Annotated in this window: 21 protein-coding genes; 2 read left to right on the forward strand and 19 right to left on the reverse strand. The window is 35.9% G+C overall.

The features are described 5' to 3' along the window. From PHV30_02175 to PHV30_02185, 3 genes are all read right to left on the reverse strand, one after another. On the reverse strand, positions 1-598 hold a 598-nt coding region (locus PHV30_02175; protein ID MDD5455821.1), incomplete at its 3' end, for a class I tRNA ligase family protein. An 81-nt stretch (positions 599-679) separates the two neighbouring features. Continuing rightward, positions 680-1,069: a hypothetical protein gene (locus tag PHV30_02180; GenBank protein MDD5455822.1), complete on the reverse strand. Its 390-nt coding sequence runs from the start codon at positions 1,067-1,069 to the stop codon at positions 680-682. A 213-nt stretch (positions 1,070-1,282) separates the two neighbouring features. Continuing rightward, the gene (locus PHV30_02185; protein MDD5455823.1) at positions 1,283-2,383 is read right to left on the reverse strand and encodes a hypothetical protein; all 1,101 of its coding nucleotides are present in this window, start codon (positions 2,381-2,383) and stop codon (positions 1,283-1,285) included. A 386-nt stretch (positions 2,384-2,769) separates the two neighbouring features. Between PHV30_02185 and PHV30_02190 the strand changes: the two genes are divergently transcribed. Both PHV30_02190 and der read left to right on the forward strand, forming a co-directional pair. Continuing rightward, positions 2,770-4,350: a S1 RNA-binding domain-containing protein gene (locus PHV30_02190; protein MDD5455824.1), complete on the forward strand. Its 1,581-nt coding sequence runs from the start codon at positions 2,770-2,772 to the stop codon at positions 4,348-4,350. 2 nt (positions 4,351-4,352) lie between these two features. Then, complete coding sequence (gene der / locus PHV30_02195; GenBank protein ID MDD5455825.1) at positions 4,353-5,723, forward strand: ribosome biogenesis GTPase Der; 1,371 nt, start codon at positions 4,353-4,355, stop codon at positions 5,721-5,723. On the opposite strand, the gene PHV30_02200 is transcribed toward der, so the two are convergent. From PHV30_02200 to PHV30_02275, 16 genes are all read right to left on the reverse strand, one after another. Beyond that, positions 5,713-8,124, reverse strand: coding sequence for a cache domain-containing protein (locus tag PHV30_02200; protein MDD5455826.1), 2,412 nt, complete (start codon positions 8,122-8,124; stop codon positions 5,713-5,715). The genes der and PHV30_02200 overlap by 11 nt on opposite strands. A 79-nt stretch (positions 8,125-8,203) precedes the next feature. Next, positions 8,204-9,571 carry an S-layer homology domain-containing protein gene (locus PHV30_02205; GenBank protein ID MDD5455827.1) on the reverse strand — a complete coding sequence of 456 codons (1,368 nt, stop codon included), beginning with the start codon at positions 9,569-9,571 and terminating at the stop codon, positions 8,204-8,206. 3 nt (positions 9,572-9,574) lie between these two features. Beyond that, on the reverse strand, positions 9,575-10,750 hold the full coding sequence (gene ftsZ, locus PHV30_02210; GenBank protein MDD5455828.1) for a cell division protein FtsZ: 1,176 nt from the start codon (positions 10,748-10,750) through the stop codon (positions 9,575-9,577). 151 nt (positions 10,751-10,901) lie between these two features. Beyond that, a complete protein-coding gene (locus PHV30_02215; protein MDD5455829.1) occupies positions 10,902-12,131 on the reverse strand; it encodes a cell division FtsA domain-containing protein in 1,230 nt (409 codons plus the stop codon). A 49-nt stretch (positions 12,132-12,180) separates the two neighbouring features. Continuing rightward, positions 12,181-12,729, reverse strand: coding sequence for an HAD-IIIA family hydrolase (locus PHV30_02220; protein ID MDD5455830.1), 549 nt, complete (start codon positions 12,727-12,729; stop codon positions 12,181-12,183). Then, positions 12,726-13,469 carry a cell division protein FtsQ/DivIB gene (locus tag PHV30_02225; protein ID MDD5455831.1) on the reverse strand — a complete coding sequence of 248 codons (744 nt, stop codon included), beginning with the start codon at positions 13,467-13,469 and terminating at the stop codon, positions 12,726-12,728. Before PHV30_02225 ends, PHV30_02220 begins: the two co-directional genes overlap by 4 nt. Beyond that, positions 13,447-14,343 (reverse strand): D-alanine--D-alanine ligase, encoded by an 897-nt coding sequence (locus PHV30_02230; protein MDD5455832.1) that lies wholly within the window; start codon positions 14,341-14,343, stop codon positions 13,447-13,449. Before PHV30_02230 ends, PHV30_02225 begins: the two co-directional genes overlap by 23 nt. Before the next feature lie 26 nt (positions 14,344-14,369). Continuing rightward, entirely contained in the window at positions 14,370-15,209 is an 840-nt protein-coding gene (locus tag PHV30_02235; protein ID MDD5455833.1) for a hypothetical protein, read from the reverse strand. Positions 15,210-15,259: 50 nt separating this feature from the next. After that, a complete protein-coding gene (locus PHV30_02240; protein MDD5455834.1) occupies positions 15,260-15,622 on the reverse strand; it encodes a hypothetical protein in 363 nt (120 codons plus the stop codon). A gap of 15 nt (positions 15,623-15,637) precedes the next feature. Further along, complete coding sequence (locus PHV30_02245; protein MDD5455835.1) at positions 15,638-16,747, reverse strand: hypothetical protein; 1,110 nt, start codon at positions 16,745-16,747, stop codon at positions 15,638-15,640. Positions 16,748-17,019: 272 nt separating this feature from the next. Continuing rightward, positions 17,020-18,702: a penicillin-binding protein 2 gene (locus tag PHV30_02250; protein MDD5455836.1), complete on the reverse strand. Its 1,683-nt coding sequence runs from the start codon at positions 18,700-18,702 to the stop codon at positions 17,020-17,022. Beyond that, positions 18,689-18,955, reverse strand: coding sequence for a hypothetical protein (locus tag PHV30_02255; protein ID MDD5455837.1), 267 nt, complete (start codon positions 18,953-18,955; stop codon positions 18,689-18,691). The genes PHV30_02250 and PHV30_02255 overlap by 14 nt, the downstream gene beginning before the upstream one ends. Then, positions 18,940-19,842, reverse strand: a complete 903-nt coding sequence (gene rsmH, locus PHV30_02260) for a 16S rRNA (cytosine(1402)-N(4))-methyltransferase RsmH (GenBank protein ID MDD5455838.1) — start codon at positions 19,840-19,842, stop codon at positions 18,940-18,942. Before rsmH ends, PHV30_02255 begins: the two co-directional genes overlap by 16 nt. 6 nt (positions 19,843-19,848) lie before the next feature. Further along, positions 19,849-20,514 carry a hypothetical protein gene (locus tag PHV30_02265; GenBank protein ID MDD5455839.1) on the reverse strand — a complete coding sequence of 222 codons (666 nt, stop codon included), beginning with the start codon at positions 20,512-20,514 and terminating at the stop codon, positions 19,849-19,851. Next, positions 20,504-20,992, reverse strand: a complete 489-nt coding sequence (locus PHV30_02270; protein ID MDD5455840.1) for a hypothetical protein — start codon at positions 20,990-20,992, stop codon at positions 20,504-20,506. Before PHV30_02270 ends, PHV30_02265 begins: the two co-directional genes overlap by 11 nt. A 62-nt stretch (positions 20,993-21,054) precedes the next feature. Then, the gene (locus tag PHV30_02275) at positions 21,055-22,776 is read right to left on the reverse strand and encodes a radical SAM protein (protein ID MDD5455841.1); all 1,722 of its coding nucleotides are present in this window, start codon (positions 22,774-22,776) and stop codon (positions 21,055-21,057) included. Positions 22,777-22,830 lie beyond the last annotated feature (54 nt).

A 22,830-nucleotide genomic window follows, 5' to 3' on the forward strand; every position in this document is an offset into this window, starting at 1 on the left:
TAATTTTAAGCATCCCCTGCCTGAGATTTTTTTTGCCGACTTCTGCGCCACATCTGTCGCATTTACCATCCGCTACTTCTTCATTAGCTAATCCGGTTTTACATGATGGGCACCAATTGATCGGAAATGTGGCTTCATAAGCCAGACCTTTTTTGAAGAGCTGAATAAAAATCCATTGTGTCCATTTATAATAATCAGGATCAGTAGTATTTATCTCCCTGTCCCAGTCATAACAAAAACCGATGCTTTTTATCTGTCTTTTGAAATTTTTGATATTATTAGCTGTACTTATGGCGGGTTGTATCCCGGTTTTCATGGCATAGTTTTCGGCCGGAAGCCCAAACGCGTCCCAACCCATCGGGTGCAGAACATTGAATCCGTTCATTCTTTTAAAACGGGCAAGTATATCGGATGCTGTATAGCCTTCCGGATGGCCTACATGCAGTCCCGCTCCAGATGGATAAGGAAACATATCCAGTATGTAATATCTTTTATTCTTGGGAACTGCAGGGTCTTCTGCGGTTTTATAAATTTTGGCTTCGTCCCACTTGTCCTGCCATTTTTTTTCGAATTCCAGATGATTGTATGTAGGAGCCATAATCTTTGCCTATTTTAGGGGACAGTGAAAAAACAGTCAACATTTGTAGAAGGTTAGATGATTGGATGGCTGGGAGATTACTTAATTTTTAAAATTATAATGATTAAGGAATGAATATAATAATTGATGATTCCCGATTTTTAAAAGATGCAGGGTAATTTGCAGATAAATATCCAGCATCTTATCATTGATTACCTCAAAATCCACAGCTTTGGAAAACACGTTAACCATTCCGGATAAAGATAAATGACGTCTTCTGTCTATTTCATCTAAACTCTGGGCCAGATAAAGGAGCTGATTAAGTTCTTCGACTGCTTTTTGTAGCTCCTGAAGTTCATTATTTTTACCAGTTGAAAGTTCAAGTACATGTAACATGATATCAAATAGAATTGCCCGGTTATAACAATTAACCAGCTTTGCTAAATTTGCCACACCACGATTAGTTCCGGCAGAAATTATTTTTAAATTCAACTTTTATCCTTTTTATAGATATATATGAATTATCGTTTGATTAATCTGAATGTTGCAGGAACCTCATCCCCAGGCCTCACCCCGGCCTGACGGCCACCCCTCTCCTGAAGGAAAGAGGGATACCTCACCCTGTCGCTACGCGACATCCCATCTACGCCATAAGGCTACGCCGGGCAAGCCCTCTCCACCAGCAGAGAGGGAAAATAAAAATTACTAATTATTCTTTTTTTTTGAAAAACTGTTTTTTATGATATCTATAGAATTAAAAAAAGTAATGTTTTCGTAATTAAATCTTTCAATAGCACCTGGACCCAGCATTTCCCTATATCGTTCTTCCGTCTTTCCTGAACTATCAGGATTGCAAACACAAAATTTTCTTAATGGTACATCACCTGTTGAACCGATTGCATATAATAATTTAAAAAACGTATCTGTAATAGGCATTGAATACCCAATTACAAATATATACTCTGCCATTTCTAATTCTCTTGCTGCTTTATTCCAAACTTTCGATAGAGTTTTATGATAGTCTGTTTTATTCCAAGAAGGTGGCACAATAGCAGGCTCTCTCTCAACTTGAAATTTTCTTCCATCAAAATACTTCAATGTATGTGTCCATATTGGTGCAGTTATCTCTGGGGCAATAGTACTTATTGGGATAGAATAATTAGCAAAATAATCTTTGAGATAGAATGGCATAATTTGTCCGCTTTGTTTTTCTAAAGCCCAATTTAGCGAACCGTGAAGTTTTAATAAGGATATTGTATTCTGTAAAGACTTTTTTTTATCTTCAAGACAATAATCGATATCGAATCCACCATAATAAAGTGCATGATCTAAGGCGATATCGTAATTAAATGTTATTATTGAAACAGATTTCTTTGGGTGAGTTTCTTCTCGCAAAAATTTAATTAGATTTACAAACCTTTCATATGCTTTAGATGGCAAAATATATTGAGCATTCCTTTTAAATTTTATCGTTTTTTCTAATGTTGTATAAATGACTTCCTTCAATGAATTTATAAGACCAATAATCTCATCATATGTTTCAGTGCCGGGTAGTTTACTTATTATTTTTCCCATTTCAAAAGTATTAAAGATAGCTTCTATATTATTTATATCCAATTGGGATTTTGAATGAATTTTTTGTAAAGCAGATATTGATTTATAAACTTTTTCAAAATGAATTATTTTGTCTTGAGGTATTTCATTCCTTTTCCACAAGTCAAAAGCAGTATCCAGAAAATCTGCCATTAAAGGTGCGCCACATTCCTTTGATGCTCCTGCGCCTAAAATAAACACTACATCACTCATGAACCCAATTATATGATACTGTAAGTAAAAATAACAAGTTTGCTTTTTAATAGTTCTATAGTGGATTTTAGAATTTCAGTATTCCCTCCGGCGCATAGCGAAAGAGCCGTAGAATTGTCAACGAATGGAGCGTAAACCCGTCAGGACAGACGGGTTAAGGCAATCGAGGCAGGAGGCCGAGTTTGCCTGATAGCACAATGAGTTGCAACAATTCAAGGTTCTGCAGCATAGCGCCTAGCATTTTCTTTTCTCTCTTTTCTTTGTGGCGATGACAAAGAAAAGAGAAACTGTATTACAATTTGCCATTTACCCCGGTTAATAGTAAAATTACCCTGATTCTTATATATTATCTGGTCTTGTCAATATATTATAAAGGAGGAATTTTGATGGATAATGAATTAAAAGGTACTAAACTTGGGGAATCCAAATCTGCCGAATTATATCCCGGTGATAACAAAAAATCTTATTCTAGCAATGATAATCCAATTAACATGTCGCTTCGTGGTACTCTCATGGGCGAAGAATCTGATTTTGAAAAAAAATTAAAAGCTTCTGTAGAAGAGGCAACACCGAAAATAGAAGAGAAAAAAGTAATCACTCAGCAAATTGAAGTTAAAAAACCTGCTGAGGCTGATGAAACAGAAAGCGTTCCAAAACTGGAAGCTCAATTTGCTGTAAAACAAGAAGAAATGGTAGAACCAAAACCAAAAAAAATAGAAATCAAAGCAACAAACGAAGAAAAATCGGAAAACGATAAAAATGGGAAGCCTGCCGATTTATATGGCATGGCTTTAAAAAATTATGCTGTTGGGGACATCATAAAAGGTATAATACTTTCAATTGAAAAAGCCGGTTTGTTCGTAGATATTAATTATAAATGCGAAGGATTTGTTGCCAATGAAGAATTAAGTTCGGAAATTCCCAAGTCTGCATTAAAAGTTGGAGATACTATTTATCTGTCCATTCTGCAATTGGAAACAAAAGAGGGTTACACTCTGCTTTCTGTTAAAAGAGCTGAATGGGAACTTTCCTGGAAAGAAGCGTATCAGTCATACAAACTCAAGGAAACCGTAGAGGTTACTGTTGTTAATGCGGTTAAAGGCGGTCTGGTTGTAAACTACAAAGGATTAAAAGGATTTATTCCTTCTTCACTTGTAAATCGTGATAAAAACGATTCTCTTAATACTTTAATAAATAAAAAAATGGATGCCTGCTTTGTAGAAGTCGATAAAAAAAGAAAAAAAATAATTTTTTCTAATAAATTATCAGATAAAAAAGACAGCAGACCTGCGAATGACCCTTTTGAAACCCTGGAAGTCGGTCAAGTTGTCAAAGGAAAAGTAACCAGCATAAAAGATTTCGGTGCTTTTGTAAACATAAACGGAATTGAAGGACTGATACATATATCTGAACTCAGCTGGGACAGAATTGATAAAGTTGAAGATGTACTAAAAGTTGGAGATATTATCGACGTTTTTGTGCTGGGAGTGGATAAAGAAAACAAAAAAGTATCCCTGGGCATTAAACAGCTTACCCCTGACCCCTGGGAAAAGGTAGAAGAAATTTACCCCATCGGCAGCACTGTAAATGGAACAATAAGCAGAATTACCTCCTTCGGAGCATTTGTCAAACTAGAGCACGGTTTGGAAGGACTCATTCATATTTCCGAACTAAGTCATAAACATGTAAAAAATGTTGAAGATGTTGTTCAAATCAACCAAAAAATACAAGTTAAGGTTATCCGTATAATTCCTGAAGAACAAAAAATTGGCCTCAGTTTAAAACAGATGCTGGAAGAAGATGAGGAAGAATACTATGAAAACGCTGAGGTAGAAGCCGCAGACGAAGCGGAAGAAATTGAAGAACCTGCGGAAGATTTGGAAATATTGGATAATGTTTCTGAAGACAAAAATGAAGAAAATTTAGAAGAAGATTCTCAGGAAAATTCGACTGAAGATGAAAAATAAAAATGTCGATACCTACTTTTCTTATTGTGGGCAGGCCCAATGTAGGCAAATCAACATTATTTAACCGTTTAACAGGTTCTAAAAAATCAATTGTCTTCGATTATCCTGGTGTTACCAGAGACCTGATCTTTTCATATGGGCATTGGGAAAATCACAACTATCTGCTGGTAGATAGCGGTGGTGTTTTTTTTGATAAGACCTTGGATACTGATACGGTTCCAAGTCACTTAAAAGACTTCCAACAGATTATCGAACATAAAGTTAAACAGGCGGTGGTCGAGTCCGACCTTATCTTCTTTCTTGTTGATGCCAGAGATGGACTGACTCCTTATGACAAAGTGATCAGCAGCTATTTACAACCATGGAAGAATAAAGTTCTGCTGGTAGTGAACAAAACCGATCTTACCAGAACAGATAGCGAAAACGCCACATTCTATGAATGCGGTTTTGAAACCTTGTTAAATGTAAGCGCCACAACATCCAAAGGCATGGACGACTTACTGGAAATAGCGTTTAAAACACTGCCGGATTACAATCAGGGATTAAACAAGCTGGATAATGACAATGCTATCAAAGTAGCTATTGTCGGCCGACCGAATGTAGGGAAATCTTCGATGATCAATGCCATACTTGGTCAGGAAAAAACCATAGTCAGCGAAATACCCGGCACTACAAGAGACAGCACAGACCATCTTAAGAAACATAATAAAGAAAATTATTTATTTATTGATACTGCCGGACTTAAGAAGAAATCAAAAAATGCCAAAGATATAGATTTTTACAGCTACATAAGAACTTTGCGTTCTTTGTATGAATGCGATATTGCTCTGCTGATTCTTGATGCTTCCGAAAAGATTACCGATCAGGATAAACACATCGCCAGTCTGATTGAAGAGAACAGGAAATGTCTGCTCATTATTGTTAACAAATGGGATCTTGTACCCAAAGAAAGTACAATTACTGAAAAATATACGGAATACATTTATCATCAGCTGCAATTTATTCAATACGCCCCTATTCTCTATATCTCGGCTATAACTAAAAAAAGACTTGATAATATTTATGAAAAAATTAAAACAATTTTTACGGAATCGAAAAAAAAGATACCTCAAAAACAGCTCAATGAATTTATCAAACGATATATCAAATACTCTAAAAATCCGGCTATAAATTCCGGAAGAGGGAAAATTTACTTTATTAAACAGGACAAAGTCAAACCTTTTGAACTGAACCTTTATGTAAATAAATCAACATATTTTAATTCAGCCATTATTCGCCATTTTATCACCAACTTCAGGAAACAATTCGGATTTTCCGGATGCCCGCTTTCAGTTCAAGTAAAAGCTGTAAAAGATAAAAAAACTAGAGTTTAAATTCATTAACCTGACTATTCAGGTTTTGCGCCAGGCTCATTAACGAGGAAGCGCTTTCATCGGTTTTTCTTACAAATGAATTGATATGATGTATGGATGCTGTAGCTTCTTCAGTAGAAGCTGAATAAGCTTCCGCAATCGTGGAAATATTATTCATCCTACCTTGAATATTCTTATAAGCTTCCTGAATATTTTCAATAAGGATCGTACCTTCTTCAATAATTTGCAAAAGATTGTATAATACACTCACAACATGGTCACTTTTTGTGGTCATATTCTTTGAAGAGACTGAAATATCCCTAGCTTTTTTCACATTATCATCAACAGAACCTATAATACGTGCTATAGCTTCTTTGGATTGTTCCGAAAACTTTACACCCCTGGTAACCTTACCGGAAGCGTTTTCCATAGTGGCAACGGAAACACCGATTTCCTTTTTTATTCCAGTAAGTAATTCATCTATCTCCTGTGTGGCTTCTGCCGACCTTTCCGCCAGCTTGCGCACCTCATCAGCAACCACAGCGAAACCTTTTCCATGTTCACCAGCTCTTGCCGCCTCTATTGCGGCATTCAACGCTAACAAATTTGTCTGTGATGCTATATCGTTAATAGTATTTATAATTTCACCTATCTTTTCCGAATTTTTTCCCAATTCACTCATTTTTTTGGAATTATCCAAAACAACTTTTTGTATTTCAATAATCGATAAAACCGTATCCTGAATTATCTGTTGACCGGACTTGGCATCTTTTAACGCATTATCGCTGTTATTATAAATGTCATCGGACATCGTGATTATGCCTTTGAAATTTTCAATGAAATCCTTTATCTCATTTTCGGTTGTTTTTACAGAATTTTGCTGTTTTCCAGCATTTCCGGCTAAAGCATCAACTTGTTCCATGATTGCGTTTACAAGGCCGGTTGCGTCTTTGATATTCTGCGTTTGTTCAGCAGCGCTTTTAGCGTTTTCATCTATTACATTGTTCATTTCATTTATATTGCCATGACTTACCTGAGAACTCTCCAGAAGATCCACACTTTCACCGCTTACTTGAGTTACAGAATCTTTAAATTCCTGCAGTACTTTTCGTAAAGCATCCAGAGTAATGTTAAAAGACTCTGAAATTTGACCTATTTCATCAAAAGTTGTAACTTTTATATGATCTACCACAAAATTTTTATTGGATAATTCCAACATTTTATTCTGTATTTCTTTTACCGGATTTGTAATTCGGCCTACTAAAACCTTCATGATCGGGATCATGGCAATAAAAATTAATATTAATAAAAATAAGGCGATATCTATAACATTAATAATCCTATGAATTTGTTTATTGATAACATCCTGGCGAATTTTAATAGTTGCTTCAATATCATTTACATATCCTCCTGTACCGATAATCCAGTTCCAGGGTTTGAATAATTTAACATAGCTTATTTTCGGTTGAGGTTTATCAAATCCAGGTTTCGGCCACATGTAAGAAACAAAGCCGTCACCTTTTTGCTGACAGACCTTTACCATTTCCTTGAATAATAAAACACCATTCGGATCTTTGTATTCAGTGAGATCCTGACCATCCATTTCGGGTTTAATAGGATGCATTATCATTCTGGGATACATATCATTAACCCAGAAGTAATCATTTTCACCATATCTCATCTTTTTTAGTACTTCCAGCGCCTCTTGTTTGTTTTTCTCTTCTGTATAATCCAAATAAACTCCAGTCCCGATCACCCAACCCATCGGTTGAAATAATTTTACATAGCTCAGTTTTGGTTGAGGTTTGTCAAATCCCGGTTTCGGCCACATATAAGAAACAAAGCCATCTCCTTTTTCTTTACAAATCTTAACCATATCATTAAATAAATAAACACCATTAGGGTCCTTATAATCCGAAAGGTCCATACCGTTCATTTCAGGTTTTATCGGATGCATAACCATAACAGGCTTGAGATCGTTGATCCAGATATATTGATCACCTTCATAGCGCAACCCTTTAATATAATTGATAAGCAAGGGTTTTATTTTGGAATCTGAATAACCTCTTGATTTGTAATCCGCATATTGTGTTTCCAGCCCGGAATACGTAATATCAATTACATTTTTTAATCTGGATTGATACTTTTTTTCCAATTCCCTGATATCTTTTGATTTATTATAAAAATTATCCAGAGTTGTATAAGCTGTTTCCACCAGATTCTTCAGCCTCTTACGTTCCTGGTCCATAGCGTCATTTTCCATGGACTTACTAATCAAAGCCTCTTTTTTATGAATATCCTTAATGTTAATTGTGAAAAAAAGCCCAACAATAACAAAAAATATACAAAGTACACTGAGAATTGCAAAAAGAATTTTTCCTAATATTGTTTTGTTATATAATTCTTTCAATTTCCTGATCATAAAGTTTTCCCCCGAAAAAATTAATTCCTAATAAAAAGAGTATTATAAAAAAACCAAAAACACAATATTATAAAGGAAATTAAATGTTTAGAAGGATACCAAACAAAATACCAAAATTTCTAACGTTTGTTGAGTTTGTGGAGTACCTCGCTTCATACTGAAATTTCATGATTTCGTTGTAAGGAATGTAGCACCCGATATTGGCTTGATAATAATTAATGCTATTCAGTTCCTTGCTGGATAATTCGGTATATCCTTCCAATTTTTCTATAATTTTTTCAAACCTGACTGAAAAATAATTGCTGTTGTTTTCAACCGGTGCCATAAAAGTATCAACAGCACCAAGGTCGGTATATTTATCTGAAAATCGTGTATCATATGCGTTGTCTCCAAGTGACAATAACTTTATCGTATAGAAATCAATAAATGAAACGTTGCTACCTCTTAGTTCTATATAATAATAGTTATCGGGAGAAGATGACAGTTTCCATTTGCTTTTAAATGTTGTATCTTTATATTTAATATTAAAAGTAAACAAGTCCTTATTTGCTAGTATACCGTTTGATTTTATCAAATTAGCCAGACGGTCCTGAAATAAATACTTTTTAACCCAGATTAGTTCCACACCATACTCCATCATGTTAAACCCGAAAGAACTGCTCAAAGAAAAAATATTCTGATTATTGCTTCCGAACTGCAATCCTAAATCTAATGGCATATAAAAAGAAGTGTATAGATTTATTCGGTCAGAAAGACCGTTAACTACTTCATTATAACGATTTATCCTTTCACCTGGTCCTTTGCTCACACTAAATCCAATGTTATTTATGAAGGGCAACGGTAAATCACCATTCATGGCAATTTCCAGGTCTGTAGAATTGGAATTCGCTGTAACATCACTCAATAATATATTAAATTTTAAAAAATCATTTTGATAAGAAAGTTTGGCATTATTGGCAAACACATCATTGGCATTACTATTTAGAATAGTATGATGAAATAATGAGAACCTGAAGTCAGCAGTGTTTTTTTGCTTTAGTGAATCTATTTTCTGCTGTAAAAACTTGACATCATTTTTCAGGTCATAAATATCATCTTCAATTGCCTCATTGTCAGTTTCTTTATTTGCAGTTTCTGCTTTGGAGGTTGCGGCCTGACTGATAAGATAATCTTCGTTATTATCATTTTGTTCACCTGCTTTGACGAGCACCAGGTTTAGTTTATTCTGGATGTAACGATCATACTTGGCAAGGACAATTGCCAAGTCATAGCGGCTGATTGTTTTTTCACCCCTAAATGTATTATCGGTATATCCAGTCATAACCCCCATGTCCATGACTTCCTGCAGATAAGCCTGGCCCCAGTAATTATTTGGAACATCTTTAAATTTTAAAACCGGAAAAAGAAGGCTGGTAAATACCAACAAAAATGTCAGTATTTTTTTCATCTTTTATACTTTTCTTTTTCTGAGGAATGTAGGAATAATGATATCATCGTCATCATCACCCAAATCATCCTGTTCCAGAGGGTCATTATCTACGTCCTGTATCACGGACGGAGATTTGTCTTCCTCCACAATGCTAACAAAGGGCTTTACAATACTGGTCGGCTCTTTCCTGCTGTCAAAAGATTGAGAATCCTTTTTGATATTGATTTCCGGAATATCGGTATCTTTTTTCTCATTGGGTTTAAATCCGGTAGCAATAACCGTCACCACAACTTCCTCATTTAAAGATTCATCAATAACCATACCCAGTATAACATTGGCGTTGGGGTCTACAGCTTCATAGATTACATTTGCAGCTTCATGAACTTCATGTAATGATAACCCTTCACCTCCGGCAATATTCAGGATAATTCCAGTAGCTCCGGTAATAGATTCTTCCAACAACGGGCTGCTAATAGCAGCTTCTGCTGCCTCAATGGCCCTATGCGTACCGCTACTCTTGCCGATGCCCATCATTGCAGACCCCGCGTCTTTCATAATTGTCTTAACATCCGCAAAGTCCAGATTGATCAATCCTACATTTGTAATCAGTTTGGATATACCTTGTACTCCCTGCAACAACACATCATCCGCGATCATAAACGCGTCTTTTAATGACGTAGTCTGCTCAATAACCTGCAATAATTTGTCATTGGGAATAACAATTAATGCGTCCAGTTCATCTCTTAAAGATTTTATTCCTTCATCAGCCTGTCTCATTCTAACCGGGCCTTCAAAACGAAAAGGTTTGGTGACGACACCTACTGTTAGAGCGCCAGCTTGTTTTGCCACTTTGGCCACAATTGCGGATGCTCCGGTGCCAGTACCTCCACCCATACCAGCTGTTATAAAAACCATATCGGCACCCTCTATAGATGCCTTAATCTCGTCCAGGCTTTCTTCTGCTGCCTTGGAGCCGATAGAAGGATTTGCACCTGCACCTAATCCCTTGGTTATTTCTTTACCTATCTGTAAAATATTTTCAGCAAGAGAACTATGTAAAGACTGACTGTCTGTATTTAAAGCCCAGAACTCTACTCCATCCAACCCGGCAGCTATCATACGGTTAACAGCGTTATTTCCCCCTCCGCCAACACCAATAACTTTGATATTTGTATATTGACTGAGTTCTGTTTTCATTATTTTGCCCCTTTTCTTGAGGATTTTAAAATATAACCGAATTTTATTAACATATAGAAAACAATTCCTTCCTGCTATATATATCTATTATTAATAATAGTCATTTTACCCTGAATATTCAATATCAGATACTGAATAAAATAATAAACTTTCAAAACAGATTTTCTATCCATACCATCGCTTTGGACAACAAACTTTTGTTATTGCCCGATACATGCGGCAAAAAAATTTCGTTATTTACAGAATAATGCAGTAGTCCGATGGTATTACTAATATTGGAATCATAACCCGTTTCGAGACTTTTTTCCTGTAAATGCCATTTATTACTCAAATAAAGGGCTGAACCTTTGGGGTGTCCCTTGCCTAGTAAAATCAAAGTCTCAACATTTTGCAGGATATTGTCTGCTTCTATTTTTTTTTCTACAGTCTCAATTATTTCTTCAAACCGACTAAAAGCTACCTGTTGAAGCAGACTTAGATCCAATTCTCTACCCTCCACCATAGTTTTCTTTTCCTCATAGTGATCCCAGGTAAGGTCAACATAGTTCTCTTTTAGTCTTTTAGCCAGTGTTACCGGCACATTTAATACCTGGGCAATATCCCGGGTTACCATTTCGCTCCCCAGGCCAAAATTATAAAAAAAAGTTAAAGAACCGTTATTAATACCGTAAACATAAGTTGATTCCGCTCCAAAATCAACAACAATAGACTTCTCCGTGCGATTTTTCGGGTTCAAATTCAAGAAAAGGTTAATAAAAGCCAAAGGTGGCGCAATGAATCTGCCCGTATTTACAGAGATACTTTTGAACATATTTTTTAGCTGCTCATGAATATAAGCATCATATGATATTAAAAAAACATCGATAGACAATACATCGCAGGTTTTACCGACGGGGTCTTTAATTTCCTGATCATCAATAAAATATCTTATCGGTATCGTGTGCAGAACCGCACCTTTTCTGCACAATTCCCTGGCTTTATTGATAAGTTCCAGCTTATGTTCATATTTGACTATATTTTCTTTTATAACCAGGTTTATCCTCTGTACTTCGCTATAATAGGCATTGAAGGGTAAAGCTACCAGGCATTTTTTGGTTTTCAGTTCCAGTGAATATTCATTTTCGAGTCTCTTGAAACCAGTTAACAAGGAATTTTTAATAACATCAATATCATATTTTTTTTTATCCATGCTGTTCAGGTATCTGATTTCAACTGTATCTATTATCTGAAAATCATGAAGACCGGACAATTCAGCCATAACTATTTTGACCGAAGAAGTCCCTATATCTACACCGAATAATATGTTTTGGGAGATCATTTTTCTTTTAGAATGCAGCTGTTCTTTGAAATTGTTAATTGATTTTTTTAGTTTGCTGAACATATGTAGCTATTATATCATAAAAAACTCAGCAGGTGACGATTAACAAATTCTACAAACTATTTTTTGGGATTATCAATGATGCAAATTCTCTAAGATTTTTTACAACGTGATCGGCTGATGATGCTACCTGCTTCTTATTAATAAAAACAGTCCTGCTCCCCAGACCCTTGCCGAACTTCATGTCAATTTCCGAATCACCTACCATAATTGACTTTCTGAAATCGATATCCGGGAAATCTTCCTTTGCTTGTAAGGCCATACCGAGAGCAGGTTTTCGGCATAAGCAATTTCTGGAAGCTTCATGGGGACAAAAATAAATTTTATCGATTCTGCCTCCTGCTTTGCAAATGGCGGCAGTCATCTGTTTATGTATGTTAGCCAAATCTTTTGAAGTCATTAAATTCTTACCTATACCCTGTTGATTTGAAAAAACAATGATATACTTAAAAAACTGGGATAATTGAGCAAGGCTGCTTTTAACATAAGGTAAAAACTTAAACTCTTGCCAATTTTTCACATAATCGTTATCCAGCTTTTTATTAATTACTCCATCCCTGTCTAAAAATAAACTCCAGGATTTATTGATCTTTATATTCATTGATTAAAATATTTTACTACCGGATAATCCGGGTAACGAACATCAATATACTCAACCTTTTCGTTTTTTTCCGAAATTGCTTTCACCAGAGTTTTCAATGTTTTTAACTTCTTCTTAAAATCTCTTTCATCACCGAATTTTATTTCAAGCAAATCATTGGTCAATACCCTTATGTCCTGGGGGTTAGTCAGATTAAATTTCAATCCTGTGTCCTTAAAAATACGGATGAGTATTTTTAAAGTTCCCTTGATCAGTGAACTGTATTCAGTTGGCAGAACGGTTAGGCCTTTGATGCTTTCCGGTGGTATGCCTGTGATTATTGGTAAATTACTGTATTCTGAAACAAAAACTACATTTTTGTCTTTGTTTATGTTAATAATAACTCCGTCTTCATCAATCAGATAATTGTTGGGGTAACAAATTATACTCGCAAAAGGTGAGCGTTCCACTACTTTTATTTTTAAATAATTTTCAAACCAGTGCTTGCTGAATTTAATTTTCTTTAATTGAGGAATTTCATTTATCAGTACCTTCCGGGCTTTTCTCCTGGATAAAAGGAATAAATTCTCGAAGTGATTATTTGAGGCCACATCTATAATCCATTGTGAATCTACAATTTTGTTACCCGAGACGACTACTTTTTTAATCTTGAAAAGCGGAGAATAACCCAGAATTAAATAAATAAACGTAAATAGCAGTAAAAAAAGGAGTAATCTTCTAATAAATTTGGAACGTAGCATCGATTATCCTTTGTACCAGCTCCGGGAAACTTATACCCGCAGATTTTGCCTGAGCCGGAAGATCGCTTGTATCTGTCATTCCCGGTATCGTATTAAGTTCGAGGATATATGGAGTACCGTCATTGGTTAGTATCATATCCACACGAACAGCGCCCCGGCAACCTATTACTCGATATGCTTCCAACGCTATATCGCGAATATTTTTCTCGATTTTTTCAGTTAAATGCGCAGGCAAAATGAAATCAGTAAGACCTTTGGTATATTTGGCTTCATAATCGTAGAACCTTTTTTTGGGAACCAGTTCCAGGATCGGAAAAATTTCGTCACCGAGAATACTGACGGTAAGCTCCCGTCCGGTTATATATTGCTCAACAAATATCTGAGTGTAATCTTTACTTAACTGTTTATATTCTGTGAGTAATTGCTTTTTGTCCTCAATAATAGCTACACCAATACTGGAACCCTCAAGCGTCGGTTTAATAATCTGTGGAAATTTTGTAACAAGATCAAGATCCTCGACGTTATTCAATTCTATAAAAGGCGCTGTCGGTAAATTGTGATAAATGAGTACCTTCTTGGTCAATACTTTGTTGCAGGCCAGAGCCGAGGCACAAATCCCTGATCCGGAATAAGGTATTTTCAGCCATTCCAGGACACCCTGGATTGATCCATCTTCGCCGCCGCGTCCATGCAAAGCTATAAATGCGAAGTCAATATCGGAAGGAATCTGGTCCTGTCTTGGGTCTATTCTGATAACATCATATCCCAGTTCCTGTAATGCTTTACTAACATTATTTCCTGATCTTAAGGATACTTCACGCTCAGACGAAAACCCACCTGATAATACACCTATTTTTTTTATCTTTTTATTCATCACCTACATTGTAACTTAAGACAAACTTAAGGACAATGGGGAGGTAATTGACCTTTCATTATGAGCCTGGGCATTTTGCTTTTTTCCATGTGTTGCTCCGGATTTACAACCGGAAGTATGGAAAGAGTATATGTTTCGGCTGCCGATTCCTCTGCATACAAAAATTTTTCTATATTTTTCACCTCATTATCCGACAAATTCATTTCTCCCAAATAAAATCTGATAATATTTCTCCTTTCACTGTCGATTTCCCAGGACCTGATATCAAAATGAGGCAGACCATTATCATATTTCTCAAATATGGTACCTCTGGATTCTTCAATTGCATTTTTATTGCCCAGTGCTGACAATTTCAATAAATGTATATTAAATGCCTCAACCACTGCCAGAGCTTTTTCATAATTCCTTTGTTCTTTATTAGTTATTGTTATGATCAATTTTTCGCCGGTGTCTTTGCTCTGAACAATTTCATGCTTGGAAAGTACCTGGCTCAATGTGATGTGCTCACCCTGATTGATTTGGTATTTGCCTATAAGATATCTGGTTGAATTTAATTGTTTTAGTTCCTCAGATGATAAATAATATTGGTTACTGTAAAATTTGAAGGGCCTTAGAAAATCCTGATAAAATTCTTCTATATTTTTTGAATTCAACCCATCAGAGCCTCTAAAAATATCTATTTTTTCTTTAAATTCCTGATATTTAGTTAAATAAAAATTACAGGATTTTTTAGCATAATCAATTCTAAGGTCCAGCTTATCTAATAAATCCTGTTGTGTACCGGCCAAAATAATATCGCCGATACGATAGTTGATTAATTTGTTATTAACACCTGTCCTGTCTTTTTGTTTTTTTGAGCGAATCACTTTAGCATACTCCTTCCTCTTTCTTCCTATAAATAATCGCCACAAATCGCTTATAATCTGCCCAGATAATCCTCCAGACGGTCTTGGACCTCAATAATTATTCTGATAGCTGACAACTGCATAAAAATTTCCGGTTTATATTCTCTATATAAATCCTGAAAAATCATGGAGATATGCCCAAGATAATCACGGTCCAGAGCATTCCCTTGGTCATCATAAAACAGATTTTTCGCGATTTTTCTATCTCTTTCGGACAAACCCATCTCTTCGAATAATCTCTTTTCCGTATCATTAAATTCTGCCGAATATTTTCCGAAATATGAAGCCCTTACTGCTGTTGCGTAAAAACAATCCGCTCCAACATTATTGTAAGTTTGTTTTTCAATAACATTGCTAATTAATTTGGTTTTCATAAATACTCCTTTATTTTATCTTTGATTTTTTTGAACTTTTTTCATAACTCCTTCCATTTCAGCATCTAGGTTTTTGCCGGATGCCTGCTGTAACTGCTCTTGATATTGTTGAAAATTTATATAGGTACTGTCAAACCATTCACCGGCTATACCCTGCACGGAAATAACCTGCCCTTTTTTTGTATCTAAAATCACATAATCACCGGCTTTTACGTGGATCTCGGCGTTGGGTGTCTTTATAATTACATCATCTTTAATAGATTCAGGTATTTTCATTGCATAACTAGGAACAAGCTTATAGCCCGATTTCCATGATGTATCAGCATCAATTCCATACGCCTCCTTTACAAACTTCTGGTCTGAAACATATTCATTGTAAAGTTTCTCCTGCCCGCTATTCTGATTGACAACAAATTTGTTATTCTCATCAAAATAGCCTTTAACTTGCTGACCTGCCAGAATATGCCCTGCCGGATAGGTTATGGGGCTGGCATTTTTCAGGATAACATCACCCTCTTTTATTGTAGCTACCCCACCGCCCCATGTTTCCTGAATAGGAATACCTTTTTCATCGACACCTGTGTAGGTAGTCAATTCATTACCCGGTCTGAACCTTGCTTCCTGATGTTTTTTACTTGCCAATAGTATACCGGTTTCAGTTTTCTTAATAACTTTTTCCAATATAGGAAAACTTGTGGTAATTCCTGATTTAATCAAATCTACATTTTTATCTATATAAACATCAAGAAGTCCGTTGTTGGAATATTTCCCCTGAGACTTTGTTAAAACACCGGCTAACAACTTATTGGCGATCTGCCCTATAGCTTTTGCCCGCATCATGTTTCCTTCTCCTGCCTCGAATTCAGCATCTTCCTTTAACTCAGCATAGCGAGAAACTATTTTCATTGCCTGGTCTACATCAAATGTACCAGAATATATTTCTCCCTTATAACCCCATTTGATTTCAACTTTCCCCTCCAAATATTTTATATTTACATTTGGTATTGATTTTAGAATGCTTCCATATTTTTTCCCAACAATGCAATCCTTCCCTAGAAATTCTGTCCACTTAAACTCACTGATTCTTATATCTCGCTCACTTATACCGATAACTTTGAAATACATTTTATCCTCCTTTATTCTTGTTTCTATAAATAGAAACATAAATAGAAGAAACCGGCTTGTGTGCTCAATAATGAAAGAGTTGGGACATTAGTACAGGTTAATACTTAGCAACAAATAGATAAAACTTTCCTCTATAAGTTTATTTCTACTTATTTTTTAGTATATTTCTAATTTGGGACCATTACTGGGAAGCCTGAATGTTTCTTCTACCTCTATATATATTAATCCAACAAGTATAGGTTTTTTAAACATGCATTTTTTTTGATGTTTTCTTAACGATTTGAAGTAATTACTATCACATCTTCTGTTAAACGCTTATCGGGAGGTAATTGCTTGTAGCGTAAAACCTGCTGAGCAATATTCTTAAAAACTGGGACAGCCGTCATTGAAGCGAATTTATTTGTTTGGGGATCGGTTATCACAACGAGCATAATATAAGCTGGTCTGGAAATTGGAAAAATCCCTAAGAATGAATTATTATAACTGCCAGGCAAATATGCATTATTTTCCTGAACAAAACGCCGGGCTGTACCTGTTTTGCCGCCGATTGAGAACCCTTTGATCCGGGTTAATGTGCCGGTACCTTCCTCAACCACCCCATGCATCATATCGAGCATTTGTTTAGCTGTCCTTGATGAAAAAATCCGTTTGGATTTTTTGGGATGATGATGCTTGTCAATAATTATATAAGGTTGAACCATATAACCTTCATTGCCGAAAACTGAAGCTGCTTTGATCAGTTGAATAGGAGTTACCGCAATGCTATATCCGAATGAAATGCGACTCAAGTCAACCTGCGACCAATTCGTATATGGATTTAAAATTCCTGAATTTTCTCCGGGAATATTCATCTGGGAAACCTTGCCAAATTCCAGCAGTGATAGATACTTATAAAGCTTATCGCGGCCCAGCATCAATCCTATTTTAGCAGCGCCAACATTTAGTGATTTCTCAATAATTTCCGTAACACTTTTACTGGAAGCCTCTTCTTTATGGGCTTCTTCAATGATTGTACCATTCACTACCAGCTTTTCTGGGATATAAATTAATTGAGAAATATTAATTACTTTTTCTTCCAATGCTGCTGCTACAGTGAAAAGTTTCATAACACTGCCCGGCTCAATAGCCATGGCGATGGCGTTATTCTGAAAGTACTGCGGATTATATTCTGAATAATGATTCGGATCGAAATAGGGATAATTGGCCATCCCTAAAATTTCACCGGTTTTAATGTCCATCATAATCGCAACCGCTGATTTTGCCTGGAATGTTTCTACTGCTTTCTGCAGTTCGTTTTCCATCATGAATTGAATGTTCTTGTCGATTGTTAACTGTAATTTTTTGCCGTTTTTTGCCGGATAAATTTTCTGATTATAACTGTAAATAAATTTCCCGGATGGGTCACTTTCCATAATCATCGAACCCGGTGAGCCTTTTAAAATATTATTGTAATAGTGCTCCAGACCGCTGGCTCCATCATCATCAATATTTACAAATCCCAGCAACTGCGCAGCGTTAAATTTACCAGGGTATGCCCTTTTGGTATCAGGTAAAAAATAAATTCCGGTTATATCAATTTTATCTTTAATTTCCTGCGGGACTTTACGCTTTACCCAGACAAAACGTCTGCTGGTATCCCAGATTTGGGGGTTACTTACATTCAGATATTCGGAAATGGCAGCCGCGGCTTTTTGCTTATCCCTGATAAGAAAGGGGTCAGCGTATACGGAATATGCTTTTACAGAGGTGGCCAATAATTGACCGTTGCGATCTATTATATCTCCCCTTACAGGATTTAGTTTAATGATCCTCTCCTGCTGGTCACGGGATTTTTTTTTGTAAAACTCATGTTTGATGACCTGCAGATAAAATAACCGCAGTATAATAATAAAAAATAAACTTGCTATTAATAAAAAAACCAGCCAAATCTTATAGTTGTATTTATTCGTAGACATAAATCACTTTTTCAGGGAATCCCATCTCCAGAGTTTGGGTAGCGTATTTATAAACCTCATTCAAATCGTTATCTGAGGACAACTTGATTGACAACTCGTAGTTGGTATCTTTAAGGTGTTTAAGCTCGCTATTCAATGATTGTCTCGTGTAGTCAAGCTTATAATTGATACTAAGCTGTAGCAAAGCTACAAACATAAAAACTATTATTGAAATAATAATAAAAACCAATCTTCTGCTTAAGTTATATTCCATTTTTCTATAGCCCTTAATTTGGCACTTCTGGCCCTGGGATTAATTTTAACCTCATCTTCAGTAGCAATAACTACTTTTTTATTTAATTTTACGATATGAAAAGGATTTTCAGAAGCGGTAAATTTATTAAAGGTTTGTTTTACAATCCGGTCTTCCAAAGAGTGAAAAGTTAACACCACTATCCTGCCCAGATGCGGCAAATCGTTAAGCATAGCAGTCAATGTGTCTTCTAAAATATCCAGTTCGTTGTTAACTTTGATACGTAGGGCCTGAAATACTCGCTTCACCGCGGTCATTTTTCTCTCAAAAGAACCATGTATTGAACTTTTAATAATTTCCAGCAGCTCTGAAGTCTTCGTAAAATGTTTTTCTTTACGTTTGGAGACAATGGACTTTGCCAGAAACCTGCTTTTGGGTTCTTCACCGTATTTATAGATGATGTCTGCGATATCATTTTCCGTAAAAGAATTAAGAATTTGAGCTGCAGTAAGCTGATTGCGAATGCGATCCATTCTCATATCCAGCGGACCTTCCGCCTTATAAGAAAAGCCCCTCTCCGCGTTATCTATCTGCATACTGGATATACCCAGATCCAAAATGACCTTGTTAAATGAATAATTTATCCCGTTTTCCTCAAGTAACCGGCGATAATTTGAAAAATTACCGTTTAAACAAATCAGTTTTTTAGAATTTATCTTGTTCTTTACAAGTTTAATAGCATCTATATCCTGATCTATGCCTATTATTTTTTCAACTTCAGGATAATGGTTTAACAAAAAATCAGTATATCCCCCCGCGCCTAAAGTTGCGTCAAGCACTATATCTTTTTTGGCAGGTGCTAGAAAACGCATTACTTCGTCCAACATAACTGGGATGTGATCGGCCATGTTTAATTATTTATCCTGTTTTAAAAACTTCAGATAGGCGTTAATTCCGGCTTGCAAGGTAGGAAAATACTGATGATGAGTATAAAAAAATAAAAGAAGAGTAAACAAGTTGCATTTCATGGAAAAAATTATACTGTGCTCTGTTAGATTGGGATTGGTTACTATATGCACCATCTTGATTTTTTCTTTTTTTACAAATTTGCGCATACCAAAAAAAACCAGAGCAGCTCTGAGAAACTCGGAAAATTCAATTTCATCCGGATTTACCTCCCACCAGTTTTTATCATCCAGCAGGTTCAACGCCAGTTTTTGTGATAATATATGATCTTTTTGTACATCTTCCTCGAAAAAAATCCTTGGTATGATTACGGGCATAGATTCGGTATACAAAACCACAAATTCACCTTGATCTTTAGGTAACAATTGCGGGTCCAAAATATGATTATCCAGCCCGAAATATATTTTTTTCAGATTACTGGCTTCCCGCTTGATTTTTTCCATTAGATGCTGAGGTATTTTCAGCCCGTTTTGCAAGATCCTGGTCAGGATCATATTATGACTGAGGAACAGCTTATCCATATGTGAATTAAAAGACTGCTGGTTGCTCTGTTCTGATTTCTGAATTTCCCTGTGCGGCTGAGCCTGCTGAAAACCTATTTGATCAATGCTCATTTTTTTCTTTCCTGCTCTGTATAAAAAATCTGGAAGTGGAAATGTCATCCAAAAATTTTACATCTTCTTTTTCCATTATTTTTTTCCAGAGCTTGCGTTTTTTATCTTTGTCTTTTTCCAGAATTTTTTTGTCTCGCATGGCTTTAAGTAATTTTTTCTCTTCTTCTTTTTTCTTGTCTTCAGCCTGCTGTGTTGCTATTACCTGTTCGTCGTGCCTAATTTTCAATACATCAAGTTGATGTTTGCGTAAAAAAACTTCGCTTAAATCAATCGGTTTTTTCCCGGAATACATTTCCAGTATTTTGCTATGCTCTTCGGCTTGATCTGCTTCAATCTTCCTTTGTTTCTCCTGTTCTTCCAACAATTTCTTGGTGGCCTTGTTTACTTCTTCTTTTTGCAGTATTTCTTTAATTTCACGCACCCGCAGCACTGTAGAAAGGTTATATTTAAATCTTTTACTTTTTTTTACTTTGGCCATGGTTATCTATATAACCATTATATCCAGAATTAAGGAATTACAAAGAGCAGGCTGTTTATTCGCTATATCTTTTCCCGTTTCAAAGCAAGAGCTTTTTCATATTCTTTAAGAAGAAATTCTTTTTTTACTCCGGTTTCAACAAAATCCCAGGGTAATGGTTTTTTTATAGCTTTTTCAGTTAAGTACCCTTCCAGCTTCAAACCGCACTGCTCAATAGCTTTTTGCCAGGCGTCAAAACGAAAATGATCATACCAGGCGTCAAAAAACGCTCCGTTTTTATAAGCTTGCTCAATTAATTCTCCTGTTTCTTCGTCTCCTCTGCTCAATAGTCCTTCGATCTGGCTTACCTGTGGGTCTGTCCAGCGTAATTCCAGTTGATGATGACGCAATTGAGCTTTAAGAAAATTCAATTTCCTGGTTATTTCTGGAATTGACTCCTGTCCTGCCCACTGAAAAGGTGTAAAAGGTTTAGGGACGAAGTTGGAAACATTAACCACAACTTTATTATGCGCCGGTTTAATCTCCCGAATTATTCTAAAGCTCAAATTTACAATATCTTCCACATCCTGATCAGTTTCTCCGGGTAAACCGATCATGAAGTACAACTTGATGCTTTTTCCGCTGTTTTGGGCGGCGATTTTGGCAGTAGAAATAATTTCATCTTCACTCAGATCCTTATTAATAACATCCCTGAGAAATTGACTACCGGCCTCCGGCGCCAGAGTTACACCTGATTGCCTGACTTTATTGATCATCAAAGAAACATCATTGGAAAATGTATCCATACGTAAAGAAGGCAGGCTTAAAGATACCTGTTTCTCCTTGCATAACGGCTCCAGTTCTTCTAATAATTGTTTAATGTATGGATAATCAGAAGAACTTAAAGAAGAAAGAGATATTTCGTCATAACCGGTATTCATTATGATATTTTTAACCTGTTTGATTAATTTTTCCTTGGGTTTAATCCTCACTGGCTTATTGATATACGAAGCCTGACAAAATCGGCATTTTCTAGGACAACCGCGCATTATCTCAATACTGAAACGATTATGTACAGTCTTCAACAGAGGTATCAATGGTTTTTCCAGATAAGATTCGTCAGCGAAATCTTTGTAAATATGACGAAATACTTTCTTTTCTTCATTTAATAAAGGTACGAAAATGTAATCAAGATTGTTTAATTCGGATAAAATCTCAATTTTAGTTATAACTTTCTTATATTTGAAGTAGTGAATCTTGTCACAGATTTCTTTGAACACCTCCTCACCGTCACCCAGTACAAAAAAATCCATAAAAATACTCATAGGTAAAGGATTCATTACACCACCACCACCGGCAAATATTAAAGGCCACTGCTCGTTATCCAACCGATCCTTGCTGCGGCGCGGTATTCTGGCCAGGTCTAAGGCCAGCAGCGCATTGGTAAAACTAAGCTCTGTAGAAAAAGAAACAGCCAGGGCATCAAAATTTGCCAAGGGCTTCTGACTTTCCAGGGAAAATAAAGGGACTTCATTATCCTTTAATAAAGTAATCATATCCAGATCTGGAATAAAGGCTCTTTCCAGTGAATGTTTGGTGTATGAATTAATGAGAGTATAAAACAAATTCACAGCCAGATTGCTCATGCCGACTTCATATTTATCCGGATACAACAAGCAAATTTTAGCTTTGGAGGTACTCCATTGCTTCCTCTGCATATAGATTTCGTTGCCCAGATATTGAATGGGTTTGGTAACTATTAATAAATTTTTCTTTAAAAAACTTTGGATGCCGGGATTTTGCATAGGAAAACAATATTAGCATAAATACTGAAAACATTCGATGCGACAATGCAATTC

The sequence above is a fragment of the Candidatus Margulisiibacteriota bacterium genome (assembly GCA_028715625.1).
Lineage (GTDB): Bacteria > Margulisbacteria > Riflemargulisbacteria > GWF2-35-9 > GWF2-35-9 > JAQURL01.

Coding starts and splice junctions, on each gene's coding strand:
- PHV30_02275 (MDD5455841.1), bottom strand. CDS start 22,776: ATGCAAAATCCCGGCATCCAAAGTTTTTTAAAGAAAAATTTATTAATA.
- PHV30_02230 (MDD5455832.1), bottom strand. CDS start 14,343: ATGAATAAAAAGATAAAAAAAATAGGTGTATTATCAGGTGGGTTTTCG.
- PHV30_02250 (MDD5455836.1), bottom strand. CDS start 18,702: ATGTCTACGAATAAATACAACTATAAGATTTGGCTGGTTTTTTTATTA.
- PHV30_02245 (MDD5455835.1), bottom strand. CDS start 16,747: ATGTATTTCAAAGTTATCGGTATAAGTGAGCGAGATATAAGAATCAGT.
- ftsZ (MDD5455828.1), bottom strand. CDS start 10,750: ATGAAAACAGAACTCAGTCAATATACAAATATCAAAGTTATTGGTGTT.
- PHV30_02255 (MDD5455837.1), bottom strand. CDS start 18,955: ATGGAATATAACTTAAGCAGAAGATTGGTTTTTATTATTATTTCAATA.
- PHV30_02215 (MDD5455829.1), bottom strand. CDS start 12,131: ATGTTCAGCAAACTAAAAAAATCAATTAACAATTTCAAAGAACAGCTG.
- PHV30_02265 (MDD5455839.1), bottom strand. CDS start 20,514: ATGAGCATTGATCAAATAGGTTTTCAGCAGGCTCAGCCGCACAGGGAA.
- PHV30_02270 (MDD5455840.1), bottom strand. CDS start 20,992: ATGGCCAAAGTAAAAAAAAGTAAAAGATTTAAATATAACCTTTCTACA.
- PHV30_02240 (MDD5455834.1), bottom strand. CDS start 15,622: ATGAAAACCAAATTAATTAGCAATGTTATTGAAAAACAAACTTACAAT.
- PHV30_02190 (MDD5455824.1), top strand. CDS start 2,770: ATGGATAATGAATTAAAAGGTACTAAACTTGGGGAATCCAAATCTGCC.
- PHV30_02220 (MDD5455830.1), bottom strand. CDS start 12,729: ATGAATATAAAGATCAATAAATCCTGGAGTTTATTTTTAGACAGGGAT.
- PHV30_02205 (MDD5455827.1), bottom strand. CDS start 9,571: ATGAAAAAAATACTGACATTTTTGTTGGTATTTACCAGCCTTCTTTTT.
- PHV30_02185 (MDD5455823.1), bottom strand. CDS start 2,383: ATGAGTGATGTAGTGTTTATTTTAGGCGCAGGAGCATCAAAGGAATGT.
- rsmH (MDD5455838.1), bottom strand. CDS start 19,842: ATGGCCGATCACATCCCAGTTATGTTGGACGAAGTAATGCGTTTTCTA.
- der (MDD5455825.1), top strand. CDS start 4,353: ATGTCGATACCTACTTTTCTTATTGTGGGCAGGCCCAATGTAGGCAAA.
- PHV30_02225 (MDD5455831.1), bottom strand. CDS start 13,469: ATGCTACGTTCCAAATTTATTAGAAGATTACTCCTTTTTTTACTGCTA.
- PHV30_02200 (MDD5455826.1), bottom strand. CDS start 8,124: ATGATCAGGAAATTGAAAGAATTATATAACAAAACAATATTAGGAAAA.